General features: G+C 56.2%; 12 protein-coding genes and 1 pseudogene. All 13 read left to right on the forward strand.

Annotated features, from left to right (window positions below; all coding sequences use genetic code 11):
* Nucleotides 1–38 precede the first annotated feature (38 nt).
* A complete protein-coding gene (locus tag AC3Y2E_RS26240) occupies nt 39–248 on the forward strand; it encodes a hypothetical protein (RefSeq protein WP_379215710.1) in 210 nt (69 codons plus the stop codon).
* Between the two features lie 334 nt (nt 249–582).
* Nucleotides 583–2,454 carry a leucine-rich repeat domain-containing protein gene (locus tag AC3Y2E_RS26245; RefSeq protein ID WP_379215712.1) on the forward strand — a complete coding sequence of 624 codons (1,872 nt, stop codon included), beginning with the start codon at nt 583–585 and terminating at the stop codon, nt 2,452–2,454.
* A 244-nt stretch (nt 2,455–2,698) separates the two neighbouring features.
* A complete protein-coding gene (locus AC3Y2E_RS26250) occupies nt 2,699–3,397 on the forward strand; it encodes a class I SAM-dependent methyltransferase (RefSeq protein WP_379215714.1) in 699 nt (232 codons plus the stop codon).
* Nucleotides 3,398–3,421: 24 nt separating this feature from the next.
* Complete coding sequence (nikA, locus tag AC3Y2E_RS26255) at nt 3,422–5,029, forward strand: nickel ABC transporter substrate-binding protein (protein WP_379215716.1); 1,608 nt, start codon at nt 3,422–3,424, stop codon at nt 5,027–5,029.
* Nucleotides 5,026–5,988, forward strand: a complete 963-nt coding sequence (nikB, locus tag AC3Y2E_RS26260) for a nickel ABC transporter permease (RefSeq protein ID WP_379215718.1) — start codon at nt 5,026–5,028, stop codon at nt 5,986–5,988. The genes nikA and nikB overlap by 4 nt, the downstream gene beginning before the upstream one ends.
* Entirely contained in the window at nt 5,985–6,833 is an 849-nt protein-coding gene (locus AC3Y2E_RS26265) for an ABC transporter permease (protein WP_379215721.1), read from the forward strand. The genes nikB and AC3Y2E_RS26265 overlap by 4 nt, the downstream gene beginning before the upstream one ends.
* Nucleotides 6,830–7,633, forward strand: a complete 804-nt coding sequence (locus tag AC3Y2E_RS26270) for an ABC transporter ATP-binding protein (protein WP_379215723.1) — start codon at nt 6,830–6,832, stop codon at nt 7,631–7,633. Before AC3Y2E_RS26265 ends, AC3Y2E_RS26270 begins: the two co-directional genes overlap by 4 nt.
* A gap of 46 nt (nt 7,634–7,679) precedes the next feature.
* The gene (locus tag AC3Y2E_RS26275) at nt 7,680–8,534 is read left to right on the forward strand and encodes an ABC transporter ATP-binding protein (RefSeq protein ID WP_379215726.1); all 855 of its coding nucleotides are present in this window, start codon (nt 7,680–7,682) and stop codon (nt 8,532–8,534) included.
* 93 nt (nt 8,535–8,627) lie between these two features.
* Nucleotides 8,628–10,007: an extracellular solute-binding protein gene (locus tag AC3Y2E_RS26280; protein WP_379215728.1), complete on the forward strand. Its 1,380-nt coding sequence runs from the start codon at nt 8,628–8,630 to the stop codon at nt 10,005–10,007.
* 270 nt (nt 10,008–10,277) lie between these two features.
* Nucleotides 10,278–10,376, forward strand: a pseudogene (locus AC3Y2E_RS26285) (thymidylate synthase); the annotation flags it as partial.
* A 536-nt stretch (nt 10,377–10,912) separates the two neighbouring features.
* Entirely contained in the window at nt 10,913–11,899 is a 987-nt protein-coding gene (locus tag AC3Y2E_RS26290) for a hydroxyacid dehydrogenase (protein WP_379215731.1), read from the forward strand.
* A gap of 60 nt (nt 11,900–11,959) precedes the next feature.
* Nucleotides 11,960–13,294 (forward strand): ABC transporter substrate-binding protein, encoded by a 1,335-nt coding sequence (locus tag AC3Y2E_RS26295; RefSeq protein ID WP_379215733.1) that lies wholly within the window; start codon nt 11,960–11,962, stop codon nt 13,292–13,294.
* A 157-nt stretch (nt 13,295–13,451) separates the two neighbouring features.
* On the forward strand, nt 13,452–18,908 hold the full coding sequence (locus tag AC3Y2E_RS26300) for a heparinase II/III domain-containing protein (RefSeq protein ID WP_379215735.1): 5,457 nt from the start codon (nt 13,452–13,454) through the stop codon (nt 18,906–18,908).
* Nucleotides 18,909–19,426: the final 518 nt, after the last annotated feature.

Here is a 19,426-nt window from a genome sequence, read left to right on the forward strand (position 1 = left end):
AGGCTTTTCGCATCTAGGGAGATCGAAAGGAGTTCATAGTGGGCGCATATGTGTATTCGGGAATCGTATGGGGGCTGCTTCTGACCGCAGGCGTGCTGCTCATCGCCGCATCCCGGAACAATCGGAAAGATAAAAACAGCGGCATTTTAAGATGGACGGGGTATGGACTTGTTGTCTGTACTCTTGGGCTGATTATCCTGGAAATCTATGCTGGTTTTGAGGCTGAGTCGCACCGGATCGGTCATTAAACGCCGAGCGCGAGCCGTTTATCCATTTCGCTAAGATGAAGATGAAAGACAAAGGGTATGGGTAGCAGATCGGAAGTCCGTTTCTGGATAGAGCGGGCTTTTTTGCATTTCGAAACTGATGGTGCTTCTCTGCAGACGATCGATGCGGGACGTTTTCCATCCGTTTGAAGTATAATGAAAATGTTGACATTTAGTTTTCAGGCAACTAAGCTTAATTGGAAATTAATACGATTTTTTTGGGGAATTTTTTTGGGTTATCCGTAATACATGATAGAATTTGCCTTCCTACTATTAGTTCATCTTATATAGTTAAGAATTTTTGAGGGGTGCCGAAGTGGAATTTATCAAATTAATCTGTCCAAATTGTAACGGGAAAATTGAAAATAAAAAAGGGCAAACGTTCAAATGTCCTTTTTGCGAGACGGAACTATTATTAAAAGAGAACAAAGTCTATTATGTGGACCAAACGATTCATAATTATTACGGGACGCCTCCTGCTTCCGCTCCGGTAACAACCAAACCAGCGAATAGTGCAAAAAAGCTAGGTCTTGTGTCGCTCGTGCTCCTCTGTGCCATGGTTGGATATTTCTTTTTGATCGGCAATCCAGTTAAAGACAGCGGTACTGTCAAATCGCCGCCTGTACGAACTATGCCGGAAAGCGAAGTGCTCCTGTTCTTTTTAAAAGATATTTTCAACAAAGGTACAGCGATGCCGACGGAAGAAGAAATTGCGCGAATCCGTTATTTGTCCGCAGACCATTCTGAAGATCGGTGGCATTTCGTTTACAGCTTCGACGATCCGTTTACGAATACGCAAGCTGAAAAAATCAACTATGTGATTACAGACAAAATATTGAATACGCAAAAAATCGAACAAAAAGACTTTGAGGCGTTTAGCGGACTAACGGCGTTAAATCTGATGGGGGAATACGAGATTTCCAAAAATCAGGACGTCAGTTTTCGGCATATGGAACAATTAAAAAGCTATGAAGGCGGCTTTAACGAATCGTTCCGGGTGTTCGCCCAATATTTTGCCGATAAAGCCAAGATCGTAGAACTCTCCGTACAAATCCGAAACAACGCGGAACTGGCTTTATTGCTGGAGTTTCCGAATTTGCAGTCGCTTGACATTTCCTATGTCGATAAATCTGTTACGGACTTCCATCTGCTGAACCAGCTGAAGCTAAAATCATTATCATTTCGTACGATCAATGATATAAAATGGTTGTCTTCCTTAACCGGCTTGGAGTCCTTAGGCATCTATTATAGTGATGCAACCGACTTTAGTTCCTTGTATTCACTGAGTCAATTGCAAGAGTTGAGGTTTGAGGTAGTAAAAAATTTAAAAACGATTGATTTTGTACAAAACATGCCTAACCTGCAAGTGCTGGAGATCGATCGGGCCGATCTTGCGAGCTTAGAACGGCTTAGAAATAAGTTATCCTTGACGAAGCTGCAAGTAGCGTACCTCTCTCCATTAGGTTCTGTTGAATTTGTGAACAGTTTAACTTCTCTGACGGAATTGTCGATAACGGGTTATCATGGAGCGGTCTCCTCATTCACACTGCCTAATTTAAAGAAAGCCGAAGTATCCGGTTCGATCATGAAAAAGCTGACGGCGCCTGCCTTGCAATCGTTAAAGGTTAACATTGGCAGCGTTGATGTACATGGGGCAGATGTCGTGAAATACCCGCAGCTGGAGCAGCTTTCACTGAAAGATGGAAGTTTTGAAGATATCCGTTCCCTGGATCGTTTGCCCAGTCTGCAATCCTTATATGTAGAGGATATGAGTTTTTACGATGAAACGAGTGCGCTATTCCAATTGCAGCATATCAAAACGTTAACCTGTAAGGATTGCAGTTTCCAGCTCCGCAGTCAAGATCCGTTCTCAAATGATACGCTCGAACATTTAGTTTTGACCAAGACGTGGTTTCAAATAGGCAACGAACGAGTGAGTGAAATGGATAAGGTGATGCCTTATTTTGCAAATGTGACAGCCTTACGTTCCTTTTCCATGCAGGACAGTTCGCTGCAATCGCTGGATTTCATGAACAAGTGGCAGCATATGGAGGTGCTTCATTTGGAAAATAACGCGATTTCCAATGTGGAGCCATTAGTGAAACTGCCAAATCTGCAAAAGTTGTATATGGCAGGCAATCCGGTACAAAACAAGTCTGTTCTGGATAAGAGAATTTTGGTTTATTGATAAAAAAGTCCGGTTGTACAGCTCCCTGTACGATAGACAGGTAACACGGTCTGTCGCATAGGGAGTTTGTTTTTGCTGCGGAAACGATAGCATAGGAGAAAAGATATGTATTTTTGCTTGATAATAGTAAAAATTACGATTATAATATCGCTATGCTACATGCAAGGATTCTTTTTCAATCGTCAATATAGTAAAAATTACGTTTAATAAATTAATCTTACAATTCGAAAGGCAGGTAAATCTCATGAGCGAAAATCAGCTTTACGATGTATGGTGGACCGAGCAGAAGGACGGCGAGCAGCGCATGGAGGATGAGCACCAGGCTCATTGGCGCAAAGTGCTAGGGTATATGGAGGAGTCCGAGCTGAACGATTTCGAGATTCTCGACTTCGGCTGCAATCAGGGGGGCTTCCTTCGCTATCTGTACGGACAGAGACCTTTCAAGTGCGGTGTCGGCATCGATCTGGCCCGTCGTTCGGTGGATATCGCCAATGCAAGAAAGGGTGGCTTGCCGGTTCATTATGAAGCCACTTCAACGCCCGAGCAATTTCAACACCGTTTTCACTTAGCCCTCAGCATTTCTGTCATCTATCTGATCTCCGATCTGAAGGAGCACGCCTGGAAAATCAAGCAGGCCCTCAAGCCGGGCGGCGTTTATTATGCGACCTACACCGACTACTCGGGGAATCCGAGCTTGCCGTCCATTCGCGAGCAAATTAACCGGAACGGTGCCTTGCCCATGAACGAGCATCGGCTTGACGATATCGCCGGCGCTTTTCTGGGAGAAGGATTTCAAGTCCAGATTCGCCGTATCCCGCCTCGCGGATATATTACGCTATCCGATCAGGAACGATGGTTCGGCAGCTTTGCGGACCGGATGCTGTACGAGTACGAGCAGGCCTATATGTTCCGTTTCACAGCTCCTGGCCGAGGAACAAAGTAACCGGTAACGAAAGGAGGCTATACGATGATTGCTCTCATTAGAAAATATATATGGCTGTTTCCCTTGACGCTTGCCTTCTTGCTCGCCGGCTGCTCATCGGGCGATCCTGATTCCGAATTGAAACCATCCCCGGAAAAATCCGTCACAGTAGCCTGGAACGTCGATGTCGGTCCGCTAAATCCGCATCTGTACGCTCCCAGCCAAATGTTTGCACAGGCTATGGTATACGAGCCGCTGGTGGACTATGCGGAAGGCGGCAACATTGTCCCGCGGCTGGCTGAGAAGTGGGACATTTCTCCGGACGGCTTGAGCTATACCTTCCATCTCCGCCGGGACGTCGTTTTCTCCGACGGGACCTCCTTTGGGGCAGACAACGTGAAGCGGAATTTCGACGCCATTATGGCCAACAAGGAGCGCCATTCCTGGATGGGAGTCATCTCCGTGCTGGAGAAGACGGAGAAGCTTGATGAATACACGATCAGGCTGACGCTCAACCAAGCTTATTATCCGCTTCTGCAGGAACTCGCCTTCGTCCGGCCGTTCCGGATTCTTGCAGACGCCGGTTTCCCGGACAGCGGCAAAACCTCGGAATCGATCGCCAAGCCGATCGGCACCGGACCGTGGATACTGAGCGAGTACAAGAAGGACGAGTACGCGGTATTTCGCCGCAACGACCATTATTGGGGAACGAAGCCGAAGCTCGGTTCGGTGAAAGTACGTATCATCCCGGACCCGGAGACGATCGTAACCGCCTTTGAGAAGAACGAACTGGACATGGTCGTAGGCAGCGGCCTAATCAGTATGGACAGCTTCAAATACTTGAACCAATCCGGGAAATACGTCACAGGATCTTCCGAACCATTGACCACCCGGACCTTCGTGCTGAACAGCGTCAAGGCGCCTACGTCGGATATTCGGATTCGGCAAGCGATCCAGCACGGCATCGATAAGGAGAAGATGGTGAACAGCGTCACCCTGGGACTGGAGAAAAAAGCCGATTGGGTCATGGCGCGCAACTTCCCCTATTCGGACATCGGGCTCAAGCCGTACGAATACGATCCGGACAAAGCCGTGCGGCTGCTGGAGGAGGCTGGCTGGAAGCTTCCGGCGGGGAAAACCGTACGCGAAAAAGACGGCAAGCCGCTTTCGCTCGACCTGGTCTACGTCAGCACGGATGCGATCCAGAAGCCGATGGCCGAGATCGTTCAAGCCGAGCTCGCGAAGATCGGCATCCAGGTTCTCGTCAAGGGCGAGGAGCTGATGGTCGGCAACGGGCGGTTGAAGTCCGGCGATTATCATCTGAATGTGTGGAATACATACGGGGTGCCGAACGACCCTCATAACTTCGTAACGACAAGCACGCAAGCCAAGACCGGTATTCATGAGGCGCTGCTGGGCGTACCGGCGAAGCCCCAGATGGATGCATGGGGCAAAGAAGTGCTGAACAGCACGGACGAGAAGAAGCGCCAACAGCTGTATGTCCAATTTCTGACGGGCATTCACGAGAGCGCCGTGTTTTACCCGATTTCTTACGATGCTGTGATCGCAGTCGCCCATAAGAAATTTAGCGGCCTCAAGTTTGGGGCGACGAAGTACGATTTTCCGTTCCAGCAGCTCGACATCGTTCCATGACGGGACGCCGGATTCTCCTATACGTTCGCAACCGGCTTCTGGGACTTCCGTTCATCCTGCTCGGCATCTCCCTGCTGGCATTCGTGCTCGTCCGTCTTGTCCCTGTGGAGCCGGCCGAGGTCGTTCTGCGGATGTCCAATATTCCGCCAACCGATGAAGCGATCGCCTCCATGCGTCAGGAGCTCGGTACCGACCGGCCGCTTCCGGTTCAGTATGCCGATTGGCTGTGGAAAGCGGTGCATTTCGATTTCGGAACGTCTTATGTCGGCAAAAATCCGGTGTGGGCAGACATCCGGGAGAAGTTTCCTTCGACGCTGCTGCTGGCGGGCTCGGCTACCTTGTTGTCGCTGCTCGTCAGTATCCCGCTCGGTGTAATGGCCGCCATGTATAAGGGGAGGGCCATCGATCAGTTGAGCCGCGTGTTATCGCTTGTCGGTTCCTCGATGCCGCGTTATTGGCTGGCCTTCCTGCTCGTGTATGCGTTCTCGGTTAAGCTCGACTGGTTTCCGATCCAGGGCCGCGGCGGCTGGCAGCATCTCGTGCTTCCTACGGTTACGTTATCGGCGGCGCATATCGCATTGTTCTCCCGCCTGCTTCGTTCCACGATGCTGGAGAATGCGAAGGAACCCTACGTCCTGTACGCGAGAGTGCGCGGACTAAGCGAGAGGGAGATCGTCCTGCGCCATATCCTGCCGAATTCCTTGCTCCCGCTGATCACTTCGGTAGGCGTCAGCTTCGGTTATTTGCTGGGGGGAACGGTCATTGTGGAGCAAATATTCAGCTGGCCCGGGCTGGGGCGGTTTCTGATCGAATCGATTATGAGCCGGGATTATCCGGTGATTCAATGTTATGTGCTGCTCATGGCCGCGGTGTTCGTCCTGACGAATCTGGCGGCGGATGTGATCGGCCGGATGCTGGACCCCCGGCTGATGAATGGGGAAGGGGGGAACGGGAGTTGAATGCGCCAGCAGCCCCTCGTTATGTATGGCGGCGAAGCAAGCAGGTTTCCGTCGTGATCGGATGCTCTATGATCTTAGCGCTTCTAGCGCTTGCCGGGGCTGCGGCGCCGTGGATCGTGCCGAACAATCCGAATCAGATCGACCTGATGAACAAATTTGCCTCCTTTTCCGCTCAATACCCGTTAGGAACCGACCACCTGGGAAGATGCACGTTCTCCCGGCTGCTTATGGGAATACGCACTTCCTTGTTTATTTCGCTAATGGTAATATCGTCAACGATTCTGATCGGCGCTCTCGCAGGCACGATAACGGCTCTCCGAGGCGGGTGGCTCGACGCCGCATTTATGCGAATCTGCGACATTCTCCTGGCGTTTCCGACTCTTGTGCTCGCCTTCGCCCTGCTCGGGATTCTCGGTCCCGGGACGATGAATCTCATTCTCGCGCTGGTGCTTTCCCAGTGGGTCTATTACGCGAAGATGGTGCGCAGCATGGTGCTGAAAGTGAAGCTCCAGCTCTATTATCAGTCAGCCCGGGTTGCCGGTACGAGACGATGGGGACTCCTATGGCGGCATCTGATTCCGGGCGTATCGTCGCAGCTGCTCGTACTGGCTACGCTTGAGTTCGGAACGCTCCTGCTCGAGGTGACCGGATTGTCCTTCCTGGGTCTCGGCGTGCAAGCTCCCCACGCAGAATGGGGGATGATGATGAACGAAGCCCGCCAGCACCTGCGTCAGCATCCCGAACTGATGTGGCTTCCCGGCATGGCGGTTACGCTTGTAGTGATTTGCAGCAACGTGCTGGGAGAGACGTTAAGAGATTATCTCGATCCGAAGGAGCGGTCATGATGCGGAATGTCGAATTTCCGGAGCCGATCCTCTCGGTAAGCCGCCTTGCCATCGATCTATCGGCGGCAGCCGGTCCGGTCCGGCTCGTGGACGGCGTCGATCTGCATGTCCGCGCCGGGACGGTTATGGGGATCGTCGGGGAGAGCGGAAGCGGCAAATCGATGACCTGTATGGCTTGTATGGGACTCTTGCCTCCGGGGGCCGCCGTTGCGGGCGGAAGGATCTCGCTTGCCGGTCGGGAATTGCTCGCGCTTTCCCCGGAAGAGCGCCGCCAGCTTCGCGGTTCGCGGTTATCTATGGTTATGCAAAATCCGATGGCTTCGTTTAATCCGATTCGAACGATCGGCCATCATTTCACAGAGACGATTCGGGCCCACGAATCTGTCGGACGCGAAGACGCCCGGGAGCAAGCCGTCGGCCGCTTGAAGCGGATTGGTCTGCCCCGTCCGGACGAGCTGATGAACATGTATCCGTATCAGTTAAGCGGAGGGATGCTCCAACGGGTCATGATTGCAATCGCCCTGTCGGCGGGACCGGATGTGCTTTTTGCGGATGAACCGACAACTGCGCTCGATCTGGCCAGTCAGCGCCATGTATTAACCGAACTGGAGCAGTTGTGCCGTTTGGAAGGAACGGCTCTTGTGATCGTTACCCACGATCTGGGAGTAATCGCCGAACTGGCCGACGAAGTCGCTGTCATGCGTCAGGGGCGTATCGTCGAAACGGCTGAGGTTTTCCGGCTGTTTAACGATGCGCAGCATCCGTATACGAAACAGCTGCTCGAGAGGCAGATCGGTTGAGGCGGCGGAAGCGGCGGATATTTCGTATGAACGGAGGTTGTCCGGAATGACTTTGCTGGAACTGGCAGGGGTGAGCAAATCCTACGTGAAGGAACGCGGTTTATTGGGGAGCGCCAAACGTTATGCGGCGCTGCATCCGTCATCGTTCAGCCTGGAGGCCGGCGAGTGTCTGGGGATCGTCGGAGCAAGCGGATCGGGCAAAAGTACGCTCGGCAAGCTTATCCTCGGACTCGAACAACCGGACGAAGGGACGATCCGGTTCCGCGGCGCCGATTGGCTGAACGCTTCAGCCGCGGAGAGACACCGGCTCCGCCGCGACCTGCAGGCCGTCTTCCAGAACAGCGGCGATGCGCTGAACCCGCGAATGAACGTTAGACAAATCGTAGCCGAACCGTTGCTGAATTACGAACGCTTAACGAAGCGGGAGCTGGAGCGGGCCTGTCTGGATGCATTGGAAGCCGTAGGGCTGAGCGCCGCGGAGGCCGGGAAGCTGCCGCATCAATTAAGCGGGGGCCAGCAGCAGCGGGTGTGTATTGCCCGCGCCTTGACGCTCCGTCCCAAGCTGATCTTGCTGGACGAAGCCGTCAGCAGCCTCGACCGGATGCTGCAGGCTCAAATTCTGGAGCTTCTTCGCCGGCTGAGATCGGAACATCGGCTGTCGTACCTCTTTATCACGCACGATATGAAGGCAGCCCGTTATTTGGCGGATCGGCTGATCGTAATGGATCAGGGAGACATCGTCGAGCGTTTGGATTCCTTGACGGCGCTCGAATCCTTGTCCCATCCGGCATCGAGAAGGCTGTTGGAAGCCAGGTTGCCGGGTCATCCTTCGGGGCGTAAGCGAATAATGGAAGAGGGACTAAGGAGTGCAGCTTGCCCGTTCGTGGTCCATATTCCGTAGATAGTAGGCAGGACTTGAAAAGGACGGTGCGAATTGATAAGATTTTGGTGACATCCAAAATCCAATTCAATCAGGCAGGGAGCAGGAATAGCGATGAATTCAAAGCCGAGCCGACGCACTTTCAGAGACCGTATGAACGAAATGATCGCCACGCTGCGCCGCGATATCGAGTCGGGCGTTTATGCGCCCGGTTCTTTTTTGCCTTCGGAAGAACGACTTGCCGAGCAGTTCGAAGTGAGCTACAAATCGGTGGCCAAAGCACTTGATCAGCTGGCGGCCGAAGGGTTGCTGGTCAAAATACGCCGGGTGGGCAGCAAGGTCGTCAAAAAGGAGACGGTTCATTTCGGGTTTCACGATACGATGTACCGGGACGTCGACCTGGCCTCGCTGCTTGCCTTGTTTCACCAGGAGCATCCGCATATTGAGATCCGTCCGGTCGCCATCTCGCAAAACTATGCTTCGGATACGATCGACGATCTGATGACATCCGGCCGGTTCGACGTCATGATGACCAATCATATTTACTACCAGCACGCCCGGGAGCGCAATCGGCTGAACGTGCTGGAGCCGGTGCGCCTTGCGGACGACACGTATCCGTTTCTGCGCGAGGAGCTGCTTGTCGACGGCGTCAGCTACGCCTTGCCGCTTGTATTTTCACCGGTCATCCTCGCCTATAATCCGGAGCATTTCCGGGAGGCGGGGCTCCCGGAGCCGGACAGCGGATGGACGTGGGAACGGATGCTGGAGGCTGCCGCGCAGTTGACGAAGCCAGAAGGAAGATATGGATTTGCCGCCAGCTTCCTGGCCGGCAACAACCGCTGGCCGGCGATCTGGATGCAGCTTGCCTCCGATCCGCTGCATTCATCCGGCTGGCGGCCGGAGGCGGAGGAGCTTGCCGTGGCCCTGACGTACTGCTGCGGCTTGATGAAAGCAGACGGAGTCGTTCCGAGTTTTCTCGACGTTTCGACGATGCAGTCCCTGTTCGCCGAAGGCAAGCTGTCGATGCTGATGACGACTTACTTTTTGCTGAACGGCTTGGGCGACAAGATTCCGTACGATATAGCGCCATTGCCTTACGTAACGAAACCGCGGACCATGCTGCTGTGGATCGGACTGGCCATTTACCGCAAGACGGCGGTGCCGGAGGCGGCCCGCACGTTCGTTGAGTTTATGTCGTCTCCCGAGGCGCAAGCGGTCATCCGCCGCAACACGCTCAGCATCCCGGGCTCCGCCGTCGCGGCCGGCGCGTCGGAGCCGAAGGTGCACAAGCCGGAACGGTACAATTTGTACCGGGAAATTATTCCGACCTACCGGAGCCATCGGCAATACGGGCTGAGCCACGAGACGATCGAAGCGGTGCGCGAGCTGCTGCCGCTGCTGTACTCCGGCTTGATCGGAGCTGCGGAGCTGCGCGTCCGGCTGGCGGAGCTGCTGGATCAGCAGGAGGCGGGGCGGATCGCTTCCGGCGGTTAAGGCACCTCGGCACGGTGCGGCTGCCAGTCCAATAACAAAAGGGTACATCCCCCGCCAGTTGGTTGCGGTTTGAAGCTTTTATTTTGTGCGAACCCGTGTGGATGGAGGAATTAAGAGCGGTTTGGGGCTGTTAAAATCGGCAAAAAGGGTGCAACCCCCACCAGTTGGTTGGTAAGAGGTACAAACCACCTTTATTTCGTTTGTTTTTATGGAAAACGAGGAAAATAGAGGGTGTAAAAGGCTCTTATTTGCTCAAGGTCCGCGTGCGTGACGAATGTTGACTATCTGCACGAACACGGCGTATTTACATGGGACGAATGGGCTGATGAGAACGGCGATTTGGGGCCGGTGTGCGACAAGCAGCGGCGCGAATCGGGAGGACACAAGCTGCTCGCAAAAATGAGGTGACCGGTTTCGCTTATTGGAGTCGGGTTGCCCCCGTAACACCTCATCAACGAGCGGCTGGAGCCAAAATACCCGTTCCCTCCACGCACAAACTAGGGGTTAGCTCGCTAAAGGACCGTCCGATGGTTTACAGATCCCAGAAAAAGTCATGGTTTTTCCAGGGAGTGCGAATTATTAAGTTTGATCTTCAACGAGAGACCGTTTAAAGCCAGTTCACAGGCTAAAAACGGTCTTTTTGCATCTTAGAAAAAAGCCGAGAGGGCTGTTCTGTTCAGTGGCCGCGAGCTTTTTGGACGGTTTTTTGGCGTGCACTTGTGCAGCCGACGCGCAATTGAAATCAAAAAAAGCGACGAATGGAAATCCGATGGTTGACATTGCTGCGGGAAGGATTATAATTTGTTATGTAGATAGTATGTAGATGTTGATTTTTGAATTATTGTAGCTTTTTAATGTATTCTGCATATCTTCTACATAGCGAAAAAGAATGGAGGACGAGAAGCTTGGCATGGACGATCGCTCTCTGCTATCCGCCCAACCTGCAACGACCGATTTTGCACGAAGGGCACCTGGAACGTCTGGCGGGCCTGGGGAGGGTGATTCACACGGAATGGACGGACCCGGAGCAAGCGCGCCGTGCGCTGTATCAGGCCGATGCGGCCATCACCTCGTGGGGGACGCCGACGCTGGACGAGGAGTGGCTTCGCTACTGCCCACGGCTGAAGGTGGTCGCGCATGCGGCCGGCACGGTCAAAGGGCTTGTATCCTCTGCGCTGTGGGAACGGGGCATCCGCGTATCGAGCGCCAACGGACCGCTGGGGGAGGGGGTTGCCGAGACAACGCTAGGCATGACGATCGCCTCGCTGAAAAATATGTGGCGCATCGACCGGGCAACGCGTTCCGGCGGATGGAAGGAAGAAAGAAAAGGGGCGAGAGAACTGTATCAGATTACGGTCGGCGTGATCGGAGCGGGCAAAGCGGGCATGCACTATATGAAGCTGCTGCGCCCTTTTCAGATCAAGGTGCTGGCTTACGATCCGTTCGTCAACCAGCAGCAGCTGGCAGAGCTGGGAGCGACCCGGACGGACCTGGACGAATTGATCCGCCAATCCGATGTCATTTCGATTCACGCGCCGCTGCTGCCTTCGACCCGCAATATGATCGATCGGAGCCGGCTTATGGCAATGAAGGACGACGCCATTGTGATCAATACGGCCAGGGCGCCGATCATCGACGAGGAGGCGCTGGTCGAGCAGCTGTCGCTCGGACGGCTGTTCGCCTGTCTGGACGTCACCTCGTCGGAGCCGCTGGCGGCCGATCATCCGCTGCGCTCGCTGCCGAATTGCGCGTTGACGTGCCATATTGCAGGAGCGGTATCCAACGGCGGCTATCGGCTCGGACAATTTGCAGTCGAAGAGCTTGAACGTTTTAAGCGGGGGATCAGGATGGAAGGCGAAGTGGAGCGCGAGCAGATGGAGATTTTGGCGTAGGAGCCGCTGGCTTGGACAATTAAAGAAAGCGTTTGCAAAAATAAGGAGGCAATGTGGACCATGAATACCCGAACTGTGAAAACGGCATGGCTGCCAGTGATGCTGGCGAGCGCGCTTGCCCTGACCGCATGCGGCAGCGTCGGAACGGAGCCGCGGCAGGCCCAAGAGGACAATGGCGCGGCCGTACCGAGTGCGCCTAAGCCGATCGATCTGTTTATTTATACCGATGTGACTGACGAAGTGTTCCAGGCGACTTGGGGCGAGCGCATCCGCCGGCAATTCCCCCATGTGACTATCAAGCATCAGCAGGGGGTAAAAGGCGCGCGGATCGAAGATCTGGTGGCGGCGGGCACGATCCCGGATGTGATGCGGACGCAGACGACAACGATTCGCGACGAATATTTGAACCTGGGGCTTTCCTACGATATGCGCGAGCTGGTGCAGAAACACAAGCTGGACCTTAACCGGTTCAACCCCGTTTATTTGCAGCGCATCATCAATGAAACCGGTGCGTCCGGAGGCGAAATCTACGGCTTGCCGATCAATTCCCCCAGTCCGCTCGTCCTGTTTTACAACAAAGACCTGTTCGGCAAGTTCGGCGTTCCGTATCCGAAGGACGGTATGTCATGGGACGATTTGGTTCCGCTGGTCCAGCAGCTGTCCCGCTCGGAAGGCGGCATCTTGTATCGCGGGCTGACGACCAATTATATGTCGGTGCTGCGGGACAATGCGTGGTCCCACCCGATTTTGAACCCGAATGCCGACGAGATGGCCGATACGGCCAAATGGCAAATTTTGTTCAACAATCTGAAGCGTTTTTACGAGATTCCCAACAATCCGATGGCGGCCTCGCTTACGGCCGAGCTCCAGCTGTTTTACAAGGAACGGACGGCTGCGATGTATGTCGGGCAAATTAACCAGTTCAACTCGTTCCCGGCCGATCTGAGCTGGGATATGGTCAGCTTGCCGCAGTTGAAGGAAGCGCCGAACAGGCTGTCCCAGCTGACGCCTCCGTACTGGTCAATTACCCGTCAAAGCAAGGTGAAGGACGAAGCGTTCGCCGTCATACTGGATTTGCTGTCCGAGGACGTGCAGCTCGCACAAGCCAAGGAAGGCAAAATTCCGACACTTGCGGACAAAAAGCTGGAGCAGGCGTTCGGTCAGGAGACGCCGGCGCTGAAGGGCAAAAATACAAAAGCGGTCTTTTATCATCCGTTCGCCGACCCGACGCCGCTCAGGAAAGCCGAACTGCCGGTTGTGCCGCTTGGCAAGCAGCAAACGATTGTCAGCAACGCTTTCGAGAAGGTGGTGAAACAGGGGACCGACGTCAATACGGCGCTGCGGGAGGCGCAGGATCAGCTTAAAAAAGAGCTCGATACCGCAAAAGCCAAGTAGAGCCGGCTGCGCAGGGCGTACAGACGACAGAACAGCGGACCGGGATGAAGCGATCCTATGACGATACGAAGCTGTATATCGCCTGGGACGGACGATATGTAAGCGGATACAATAATAGGCTGCGGCAATCCTTACAGCCTTTGAGGAGGAGACGCACATGCAGGGAAAATGGAAACAAGGTCTCACCCGGGTGCAGGCGGGCGTATTGATCGTGGCGCTGGCATCGCCAGGCTGGACGGCGATGGGCGGCTCGACGGTGACGGAGCTGTATGAAGGGGAGAGCGCCGCTGTAGTAGTTGCGCCGGAGGTTGCCGTGCATACGGATCGATGGCTGACGGCGCAGCTCACTTCAGTTCCCGTCCAGACGGACGGCGTGTGGAGCGAAAGCGTGTGGGAAGAAGTTTACGGAACCGGCGGTTTTTCCACCGCCTTTTTCAATGAACAGGCGGAACAGCAGACGATCATGAAGCTGGCTTATGACGATACGCATCTGTATATTGCCTTGGACGGCCAATATGAAAGCGGATACAGTCCGGCGAATGCTCCGGAGGCGGAGCGGGTTTTCGTGCTGCTGAGCCGCGACGACGACATGATGAAATTTTACAGCGTCCCTGTCACGATTACGCCGGGACCGCATCCGATCCGGATTCGGTACAACAATTTCACAGCTGCCGATGTGCGGGAAACGCTGCAAGTGACGGTGGACTTGACGCAAGGCGGGCAGTCGCAGCAAGCGGTGAGAAAGCGAAGCGACGGCTGGAGCGCCGAAGTCAGCATCCCGCTGTCCGTGCTCGGAGTCGATGAGATTGAGCCTGGTGAGCGCTGGCATGTGAATGCGATCCGTTATTTTGGGATCGCTTCCCAACGTCCGCTCAGCTCCTGGGCGCCGGTACGGCGGGCGACGGTGATCGACGGCGACGGTTCCGGCCCGAACCGCGGATATACGCTGAGCGTATACACGGCCAATGAAGGGCGGTTCGGCAGCCTGTATTTCGGAGGAAGAGCGAATGCGCCTGTCAGCGGCAAGCCGGTTGTCGCGTGGCCGCTGACGACCCCGGCACGATTGCTGTACGACAGTTTTACGGAGAAGCGGCTAATCCTGCAGGAGAGTGATTGGAATGCGGTTGAGTCGTCGGTGGATATACGCTGGACTTCGCCGCACGGTGAACAAACTTCGATCACTCCGGCGTCCATCGTAAGCGAGGGAAACGAGCGGGTCCTCTCGTTCACCCATCCGGAGCCTCTGCAAAACGGGACGTACCGGCTGCAGGTGACCGCAGAGGAAACCGGAGGGCTGCAGGCCAGACAACTGGAGCTGGCCTTTGACCGGGACGGACTGATTGCGGCCGGCGATAAGCGGTTTGCGGTTCAACCGTTAGCGTCCGTGACTCATTTGACGCCTGCGGCCCCATCGCCGGAAGTCGCTTTGCTGCTGACACTTGTGCCGGAGAAGGTGGGGATGTTTTTCGCGGGGGTGCCGCATGCCCCGGAGCTGTCGGAACGGGCGACCAATTACACCTGGTCGGTTGCCGATCCGTGGGCATTGACCTCGACGGACAGCGGGAAGTTGAAGTATCCGAATGCGCAGTATCCGGAAAACAAGCAGCTGACGGTGACCAATCGTCTGGGTCAGACGGTGGACTACCCGTACTACGAGGATGCGAACGGAACACGGTACTTTCTGTCCGCCCATCTGTGGTATTTGCAGCGGCAGTACTTGTTGACGCGGACGCGGGAGCTGGCGTTAACCGATCCGCTCGGTGCGGCGCGTCTGATACACCGGTTCGCCCAGGTGTTCCCGGGCTGGGTGCCGATGAACGATTACGACAAAGGCGTGCAGTATCCGGTCGAGCCGGCGGGCGGTCCGCCTTACCCGTACTATGGCGGCTTGTGGTCCCGCTGGTCACAGTCCGAGCTGAGCGCGCTCGGGCAGTTGGCGGATGCTTATGCGATCGTCAAACGGACGAACGCCTTCGATCTGCTGAGCGCCGAATTGGGCGAAGACGCGGACGCGCGCATCGTCGAGGGCATGTTCCGGCCGACGCTGGATTACTTTCATTCGTTTCCGGTCATTAAGCACAACAACGAGGTGCTGAACTACATCGGCCTGATCGCGCTGGCCAAAGCGCTGAACGATCCCGCCTTGATGCACGAGGCGGTGGAGCTGGTGGAGCGGTATGCGGCCAATGTGTATATGCTGGACGGCTTCTGGAAGGAAGTGTCGGTGACGTACCACAAAGATTCGGCGCTGCTGCTCAGCCGGGCGGCCGAGCAGGCGGCGGGGTGGAGCGATCCGCCGGGGTATGAGTCGCCGCGGACGGGCACGCGGCTGGAACAGCTGGATTTGCTGCAGCGGATGCCGCAGCTGCCGGCGATGCTCGGGCTCGCTGCGAAGCTGACGTACCCGGACGGACGGGTGCTGCCGATCAACGATACCTGGGCGTTCTATAAACCGCCACAGCCGCAGGATACCGGCTCGCTGGTGCTGCCCGGCGGCGGGATTGCCAAGCTGGCGCGCGGCCAGGGGGCCGGACAGACGATGCTGTATATGGGCTTTTCGCCGAACAACGGCCACGATCACAAAGATCCGCTCAATTTGACGCTGTATGCGAACGGTCAGGAGCTGCTGCCGGACATCGGTTATACGCATACGAAGTATAGGCAGTGGAGCGCGTCGACGCTGGCGCACAACACAGTGGTGGTGGACGGCCGCGATGCGTCGATCTCGGGGAATGCCAAGCCGGGCGGCGCCATCCGCGAGATGGTCAGGCTGGGCGATGCGGCCGAGGTGGTGCGGGCGGAGCAATCGAACGCCTACCCGCAGACTCAGACGTATGGACGGGAGCCTTGGCTGATCGGGTTCCACGGAGGGGGAGCCAACGAGGCGTATGTGCTGGATTTGTTTCGCGTGGCCGGCGGAGCGCGGCACGAGTATACGCTGAACGGCGATGCGAACCGGACGGCGTATTTCGAGACGGAGGCGGCGCTGCAGGAGTACGGCCCGTATTTGCTGGAAGGAAATCCGGCCGTGGTGGAGCCGGTGAACGAATACGATACCGGCACGATCAGCGGCGGGCAGTACCACGGGTACATGCATGTGCGTAACGTGCGGTCGGCCGCGCTGGCGGACGGACGGTTCGAAGCGACGCTGCGGACGATGGAAGGCGCGGGAGCGCGTTCGAATCTTCGAATCAGCGGGTTTGCCGGAACGGGGGCCAGTCAGCTGTTCATCGGTGAATCGCCGTCGCTGCAGGCCACCCGGCTGAAAGGCTTGAACTATGACACGCAGACGGAGGCGGTCAAGCATTTCATGCCGAAGCTGGTCGTGCGCCGGGAAGGAACAGCGCTGAAAAGTAACTTCATTACGGTGCTGGAGCCGTTCGCGTCCGGGCAGCAGCCGCGGATCGAACACATCGAAGTGCTGCACAGCGACGAGCAGACCGGAGCGGCGGCCGTGGCGATCACCTACGGCAACACGCGGGATATTGTGCTAAGCGCGCCGCAGTATGCGGGTGTGCCGCTGGTCGTCGGCGATTTGCGGCTGGACGGCAAGCTTGGCTTTATCCGGCTGGTGGACGGCCAGATCGAGCAGATGCGTCTGGCGGACGGCACGCGGCTGAGCAAGGGATCGGTCGTAATCACGGCAGGCGGCGCGGTTCAAGGTACGATTGTGCGAACGGAGCGGGAGCGGGACGGCGACGGGCATAACGCGCTGGTGACGGAGGCGGCGGTGCCGCAGTCCGCGGCAGGCCGTTACGTGATCGTCACGCATCCGGACGGATCGGCAGCCGGCTACCGGATCGAAAGCGTTCAGCCGCGGGCAGGCGAGACGGCGCTTGTGCTGGGAGAGCAGGAGCCGGGCTTCACGATCGGGCCGGACGGCCGCTCCGGACAGCTGTATTTTCCGATGAAGCAGTGGACCGGTGCGCATACGCTGCATCTTGCAAATCTGGAGGCAAGCGGGTTTGCCGCTCTTCCGCAACTTATGGCGGGAACGGTAAGCGGAACGGTATACGGTCCCGGGCTTGAACCGCTGGATGGCGCAAATGTGAATGTGAGCGGATTCGGCGGTTTATCAGCCGTAACTGGACCGGACGGCGCCTTCGTGCTGCCACAGGTTCCGGGCGGCTGGCAGCGGGTAACGGCTAAGAAAGACGGCTATCGTACGACAGTGTCGGATGCCGTCTATGTAGAAGCGGGTCAGACGGTAAGCGTTCCGCTGAAGCTGGATGACAACTCGCCTCCGATGTTGACCGGCGCGCCTGCGGTAGGTGCGGGAATCGGGGAGTCGATACAGGCGTCGTCGTCCCGCGACGGCTGGCTGTACCTGGTACCGGAATCGGTTCCTCCGGTGCCGTCGCAGCTGGAAACGGCTGTCGTCAGCGCAGCGGTGTACGCTGCCCGCGCCGAGGCTGCGGCTCATATTCCGGCTTTGCTCGATACGTCCGGTTTCGCTGCCGGGAGGTATATGTTGTACGCAGTAGACGGCCGCGGACGTGTGTCCGCAGGATCGCTCGTATGGCTGTTGTCTACCGTCCAAGAGATCGTGGACAATGAAGATTCGCTCGTCGGGTATTCCGGGACGTGGACGACGACGCGAAACGACGACCGGCATATCGGCAGCAGCGCTGTAACGGCGACCTCGGACGGAGCCTACGCCGAGATTCCCTTTTATGGCGCAAGGGCGCAGCTGCTCGGCGTTCGTTTCCATACGCACGGCAAAGCTGCGATTTATGTCGATGGCGAATACCGGACAACGGTAGACAACTACCGTGCAAGCTGGAAAGCGCAGGAGGTCCTATTCGATACGGGAGAGCTGCCGGAAGGGGCGCACATCATCCGGTACGAGCGGCTCGGCGAGAAAAACGCAGCCTCCAGCAACTATTTGATCCACTTTGACGCGCTGCGTGTCATGACAGCGGCACAACTGCCGCCGGTTGCCGCCCGCGTCGGAGAAGGACCGGTTGCCGTTGGCTCGCCGGTAGCGGCCACGAGCTCCAAGAGCGCTACCCTTTATCTTGTCCCGCGAAGCACGAGCGCGACCCGCAGTGCGATCGAAGCGGCAGCGGCGGGAGCCGGCGGCTCAAGCGTGACGGTGACGGCTTCGGCATACGGGCTGCTGGACACGACCGGTTTTTCGCCGGGCTTGTACAGCGTATATGCGATCGATGCGAACGGCGTCCTATCCGAACCGCTTCCGCCGATTCCCGTGATCGATCCCGGCGCAACGATTGTAGACAGCGCCGGCCCGGTTGTCTACTACAGCGGATCGTGGTATACAACAAACAATGATAGCCGGCATATCGGCAATAGCGCGGTGACGGCGATGAACAATGGGGCTTATGCCGACATTCCGTTTTACGGGAAAAGGGCGCAGCTGCTCGGCGTTCGCTTCCATGCGCACGGCAAAGCCGCGATTTATATCGATGGCGAGTACCGGACAACGGTGGACAATTACCGCGCAGCCTGGAAGGCGCAGGAGATTATTTTCGATACGGGAGCGCTGCCGGAAGGGCTGCACACGATCAGATACGAGCGAATCGGCGAGAAAAATCCCGCCGCCAGCGACTATTTGGTTCACTTCGACGCGCTTCGGGTGATCAACGAGCCGTAGTCGGGGGGAGGAGGGGATGCCGATCCGCAGATCAGACGTATAACATCCTCAACCTGTTGATGCGGGAAAGTGGGCCCCTCACTTGACGAGTCAGCAAATGTCGCGAGCCCAAACCCAAGCCGCTTGTCGCGGCCGTTCGGCTGTCGGCCCTGCTTGTAGCGGGGAGGGGAGCGGATAAGAAGCGGTTTGGAACTGCTATTATCCGCAATAAGGGTACCGACCCCACCAACGGGATGAAATAAGGGGTACAAACCGCCTCTATCCGTCTCTGTTTTCCCGAAACGCCGAATATAGCGGGTGCTAAAGAGACTGTCGATTAAATGTGTAGAATTGTTAACAGGCCGTTCCAAGTGAAAAGTTGCCTTCTTCTGCTCAGACAGGTTGTCCGGAATCCCTTGATTTTAAAGGATTTTAAGGTTTGGGGTTTCTGCCCCCATTGCAATCGGGCGTTTACCACCACGAAATCTGAGCAATGGGAGGCTGGAGCGAAGCCCCCGCTTCCTCCCACGCACTGCACG

This window comes from Paenibacillus sp. MAH-35, assembly GCF_058135425.1.

Excerpts from the sequence above, each read along its gene's own strand:
- AC3Y2E_RS26250 (WP_379215714.1), top strand. The coding sequence starts at position 2,699 with ATGAGCGAAAATCAGCTTTACGATGTATGGTGGACCGAGCAGAAGGAC.
- nikA (WP_379215716.1), top strand. The coding sequence starts at position 3,422 with ATGATTGCTCTCATTAGAAAATATATATGGCTGTTTCCCTTGACGCTT.
- nikB (WP_379215718.1), top strand. The coding sequence starts at position 5,026 with ATGACGGGACGCCGGATTCTCCTATACGTTCGCAACCGGCTTCTGGGA.
- AC3Y2E_RS26270 (WP_379215723.1), top strand. The coding sequence starts at position 6,830 with ATGATGCGGAATGTCGAATTTCCGGAGCCGATCCTCTCGGTAAGCCGC.
- AC3Y2E_RS26275 (WP_379215726.1), top strand. The coding sequence starts at position 7,680 with ATGACTTTGCTGGAACTGGCAGGGGTGAGCAAATCCTACGTGAAGGAA.
- AC3Y2E_RS26280 (WP_379215728.1), top strand. The coding sequence starts at position 8,628 with ATGAATTCAAAGCCGAGCCGACGCACTTTCAGAGACCGTATGAACGAA.
- AC3Y2E_RS26295 (WP_379215733.1), top strand. The coding sequence starts at position 11,960 with ATGAATACCCGAACTGTGAAAACGGCATGGCTGCCAGTGATGCTGGCG.
- AC3Y2E_RS26300 (WP_379215735.1), top strand. The coding sequence starts at position 13,452 with ATGCAGGGAAAATGGAAACAAGGTCTCACCCGGGTGCAGGCGGGCGTA.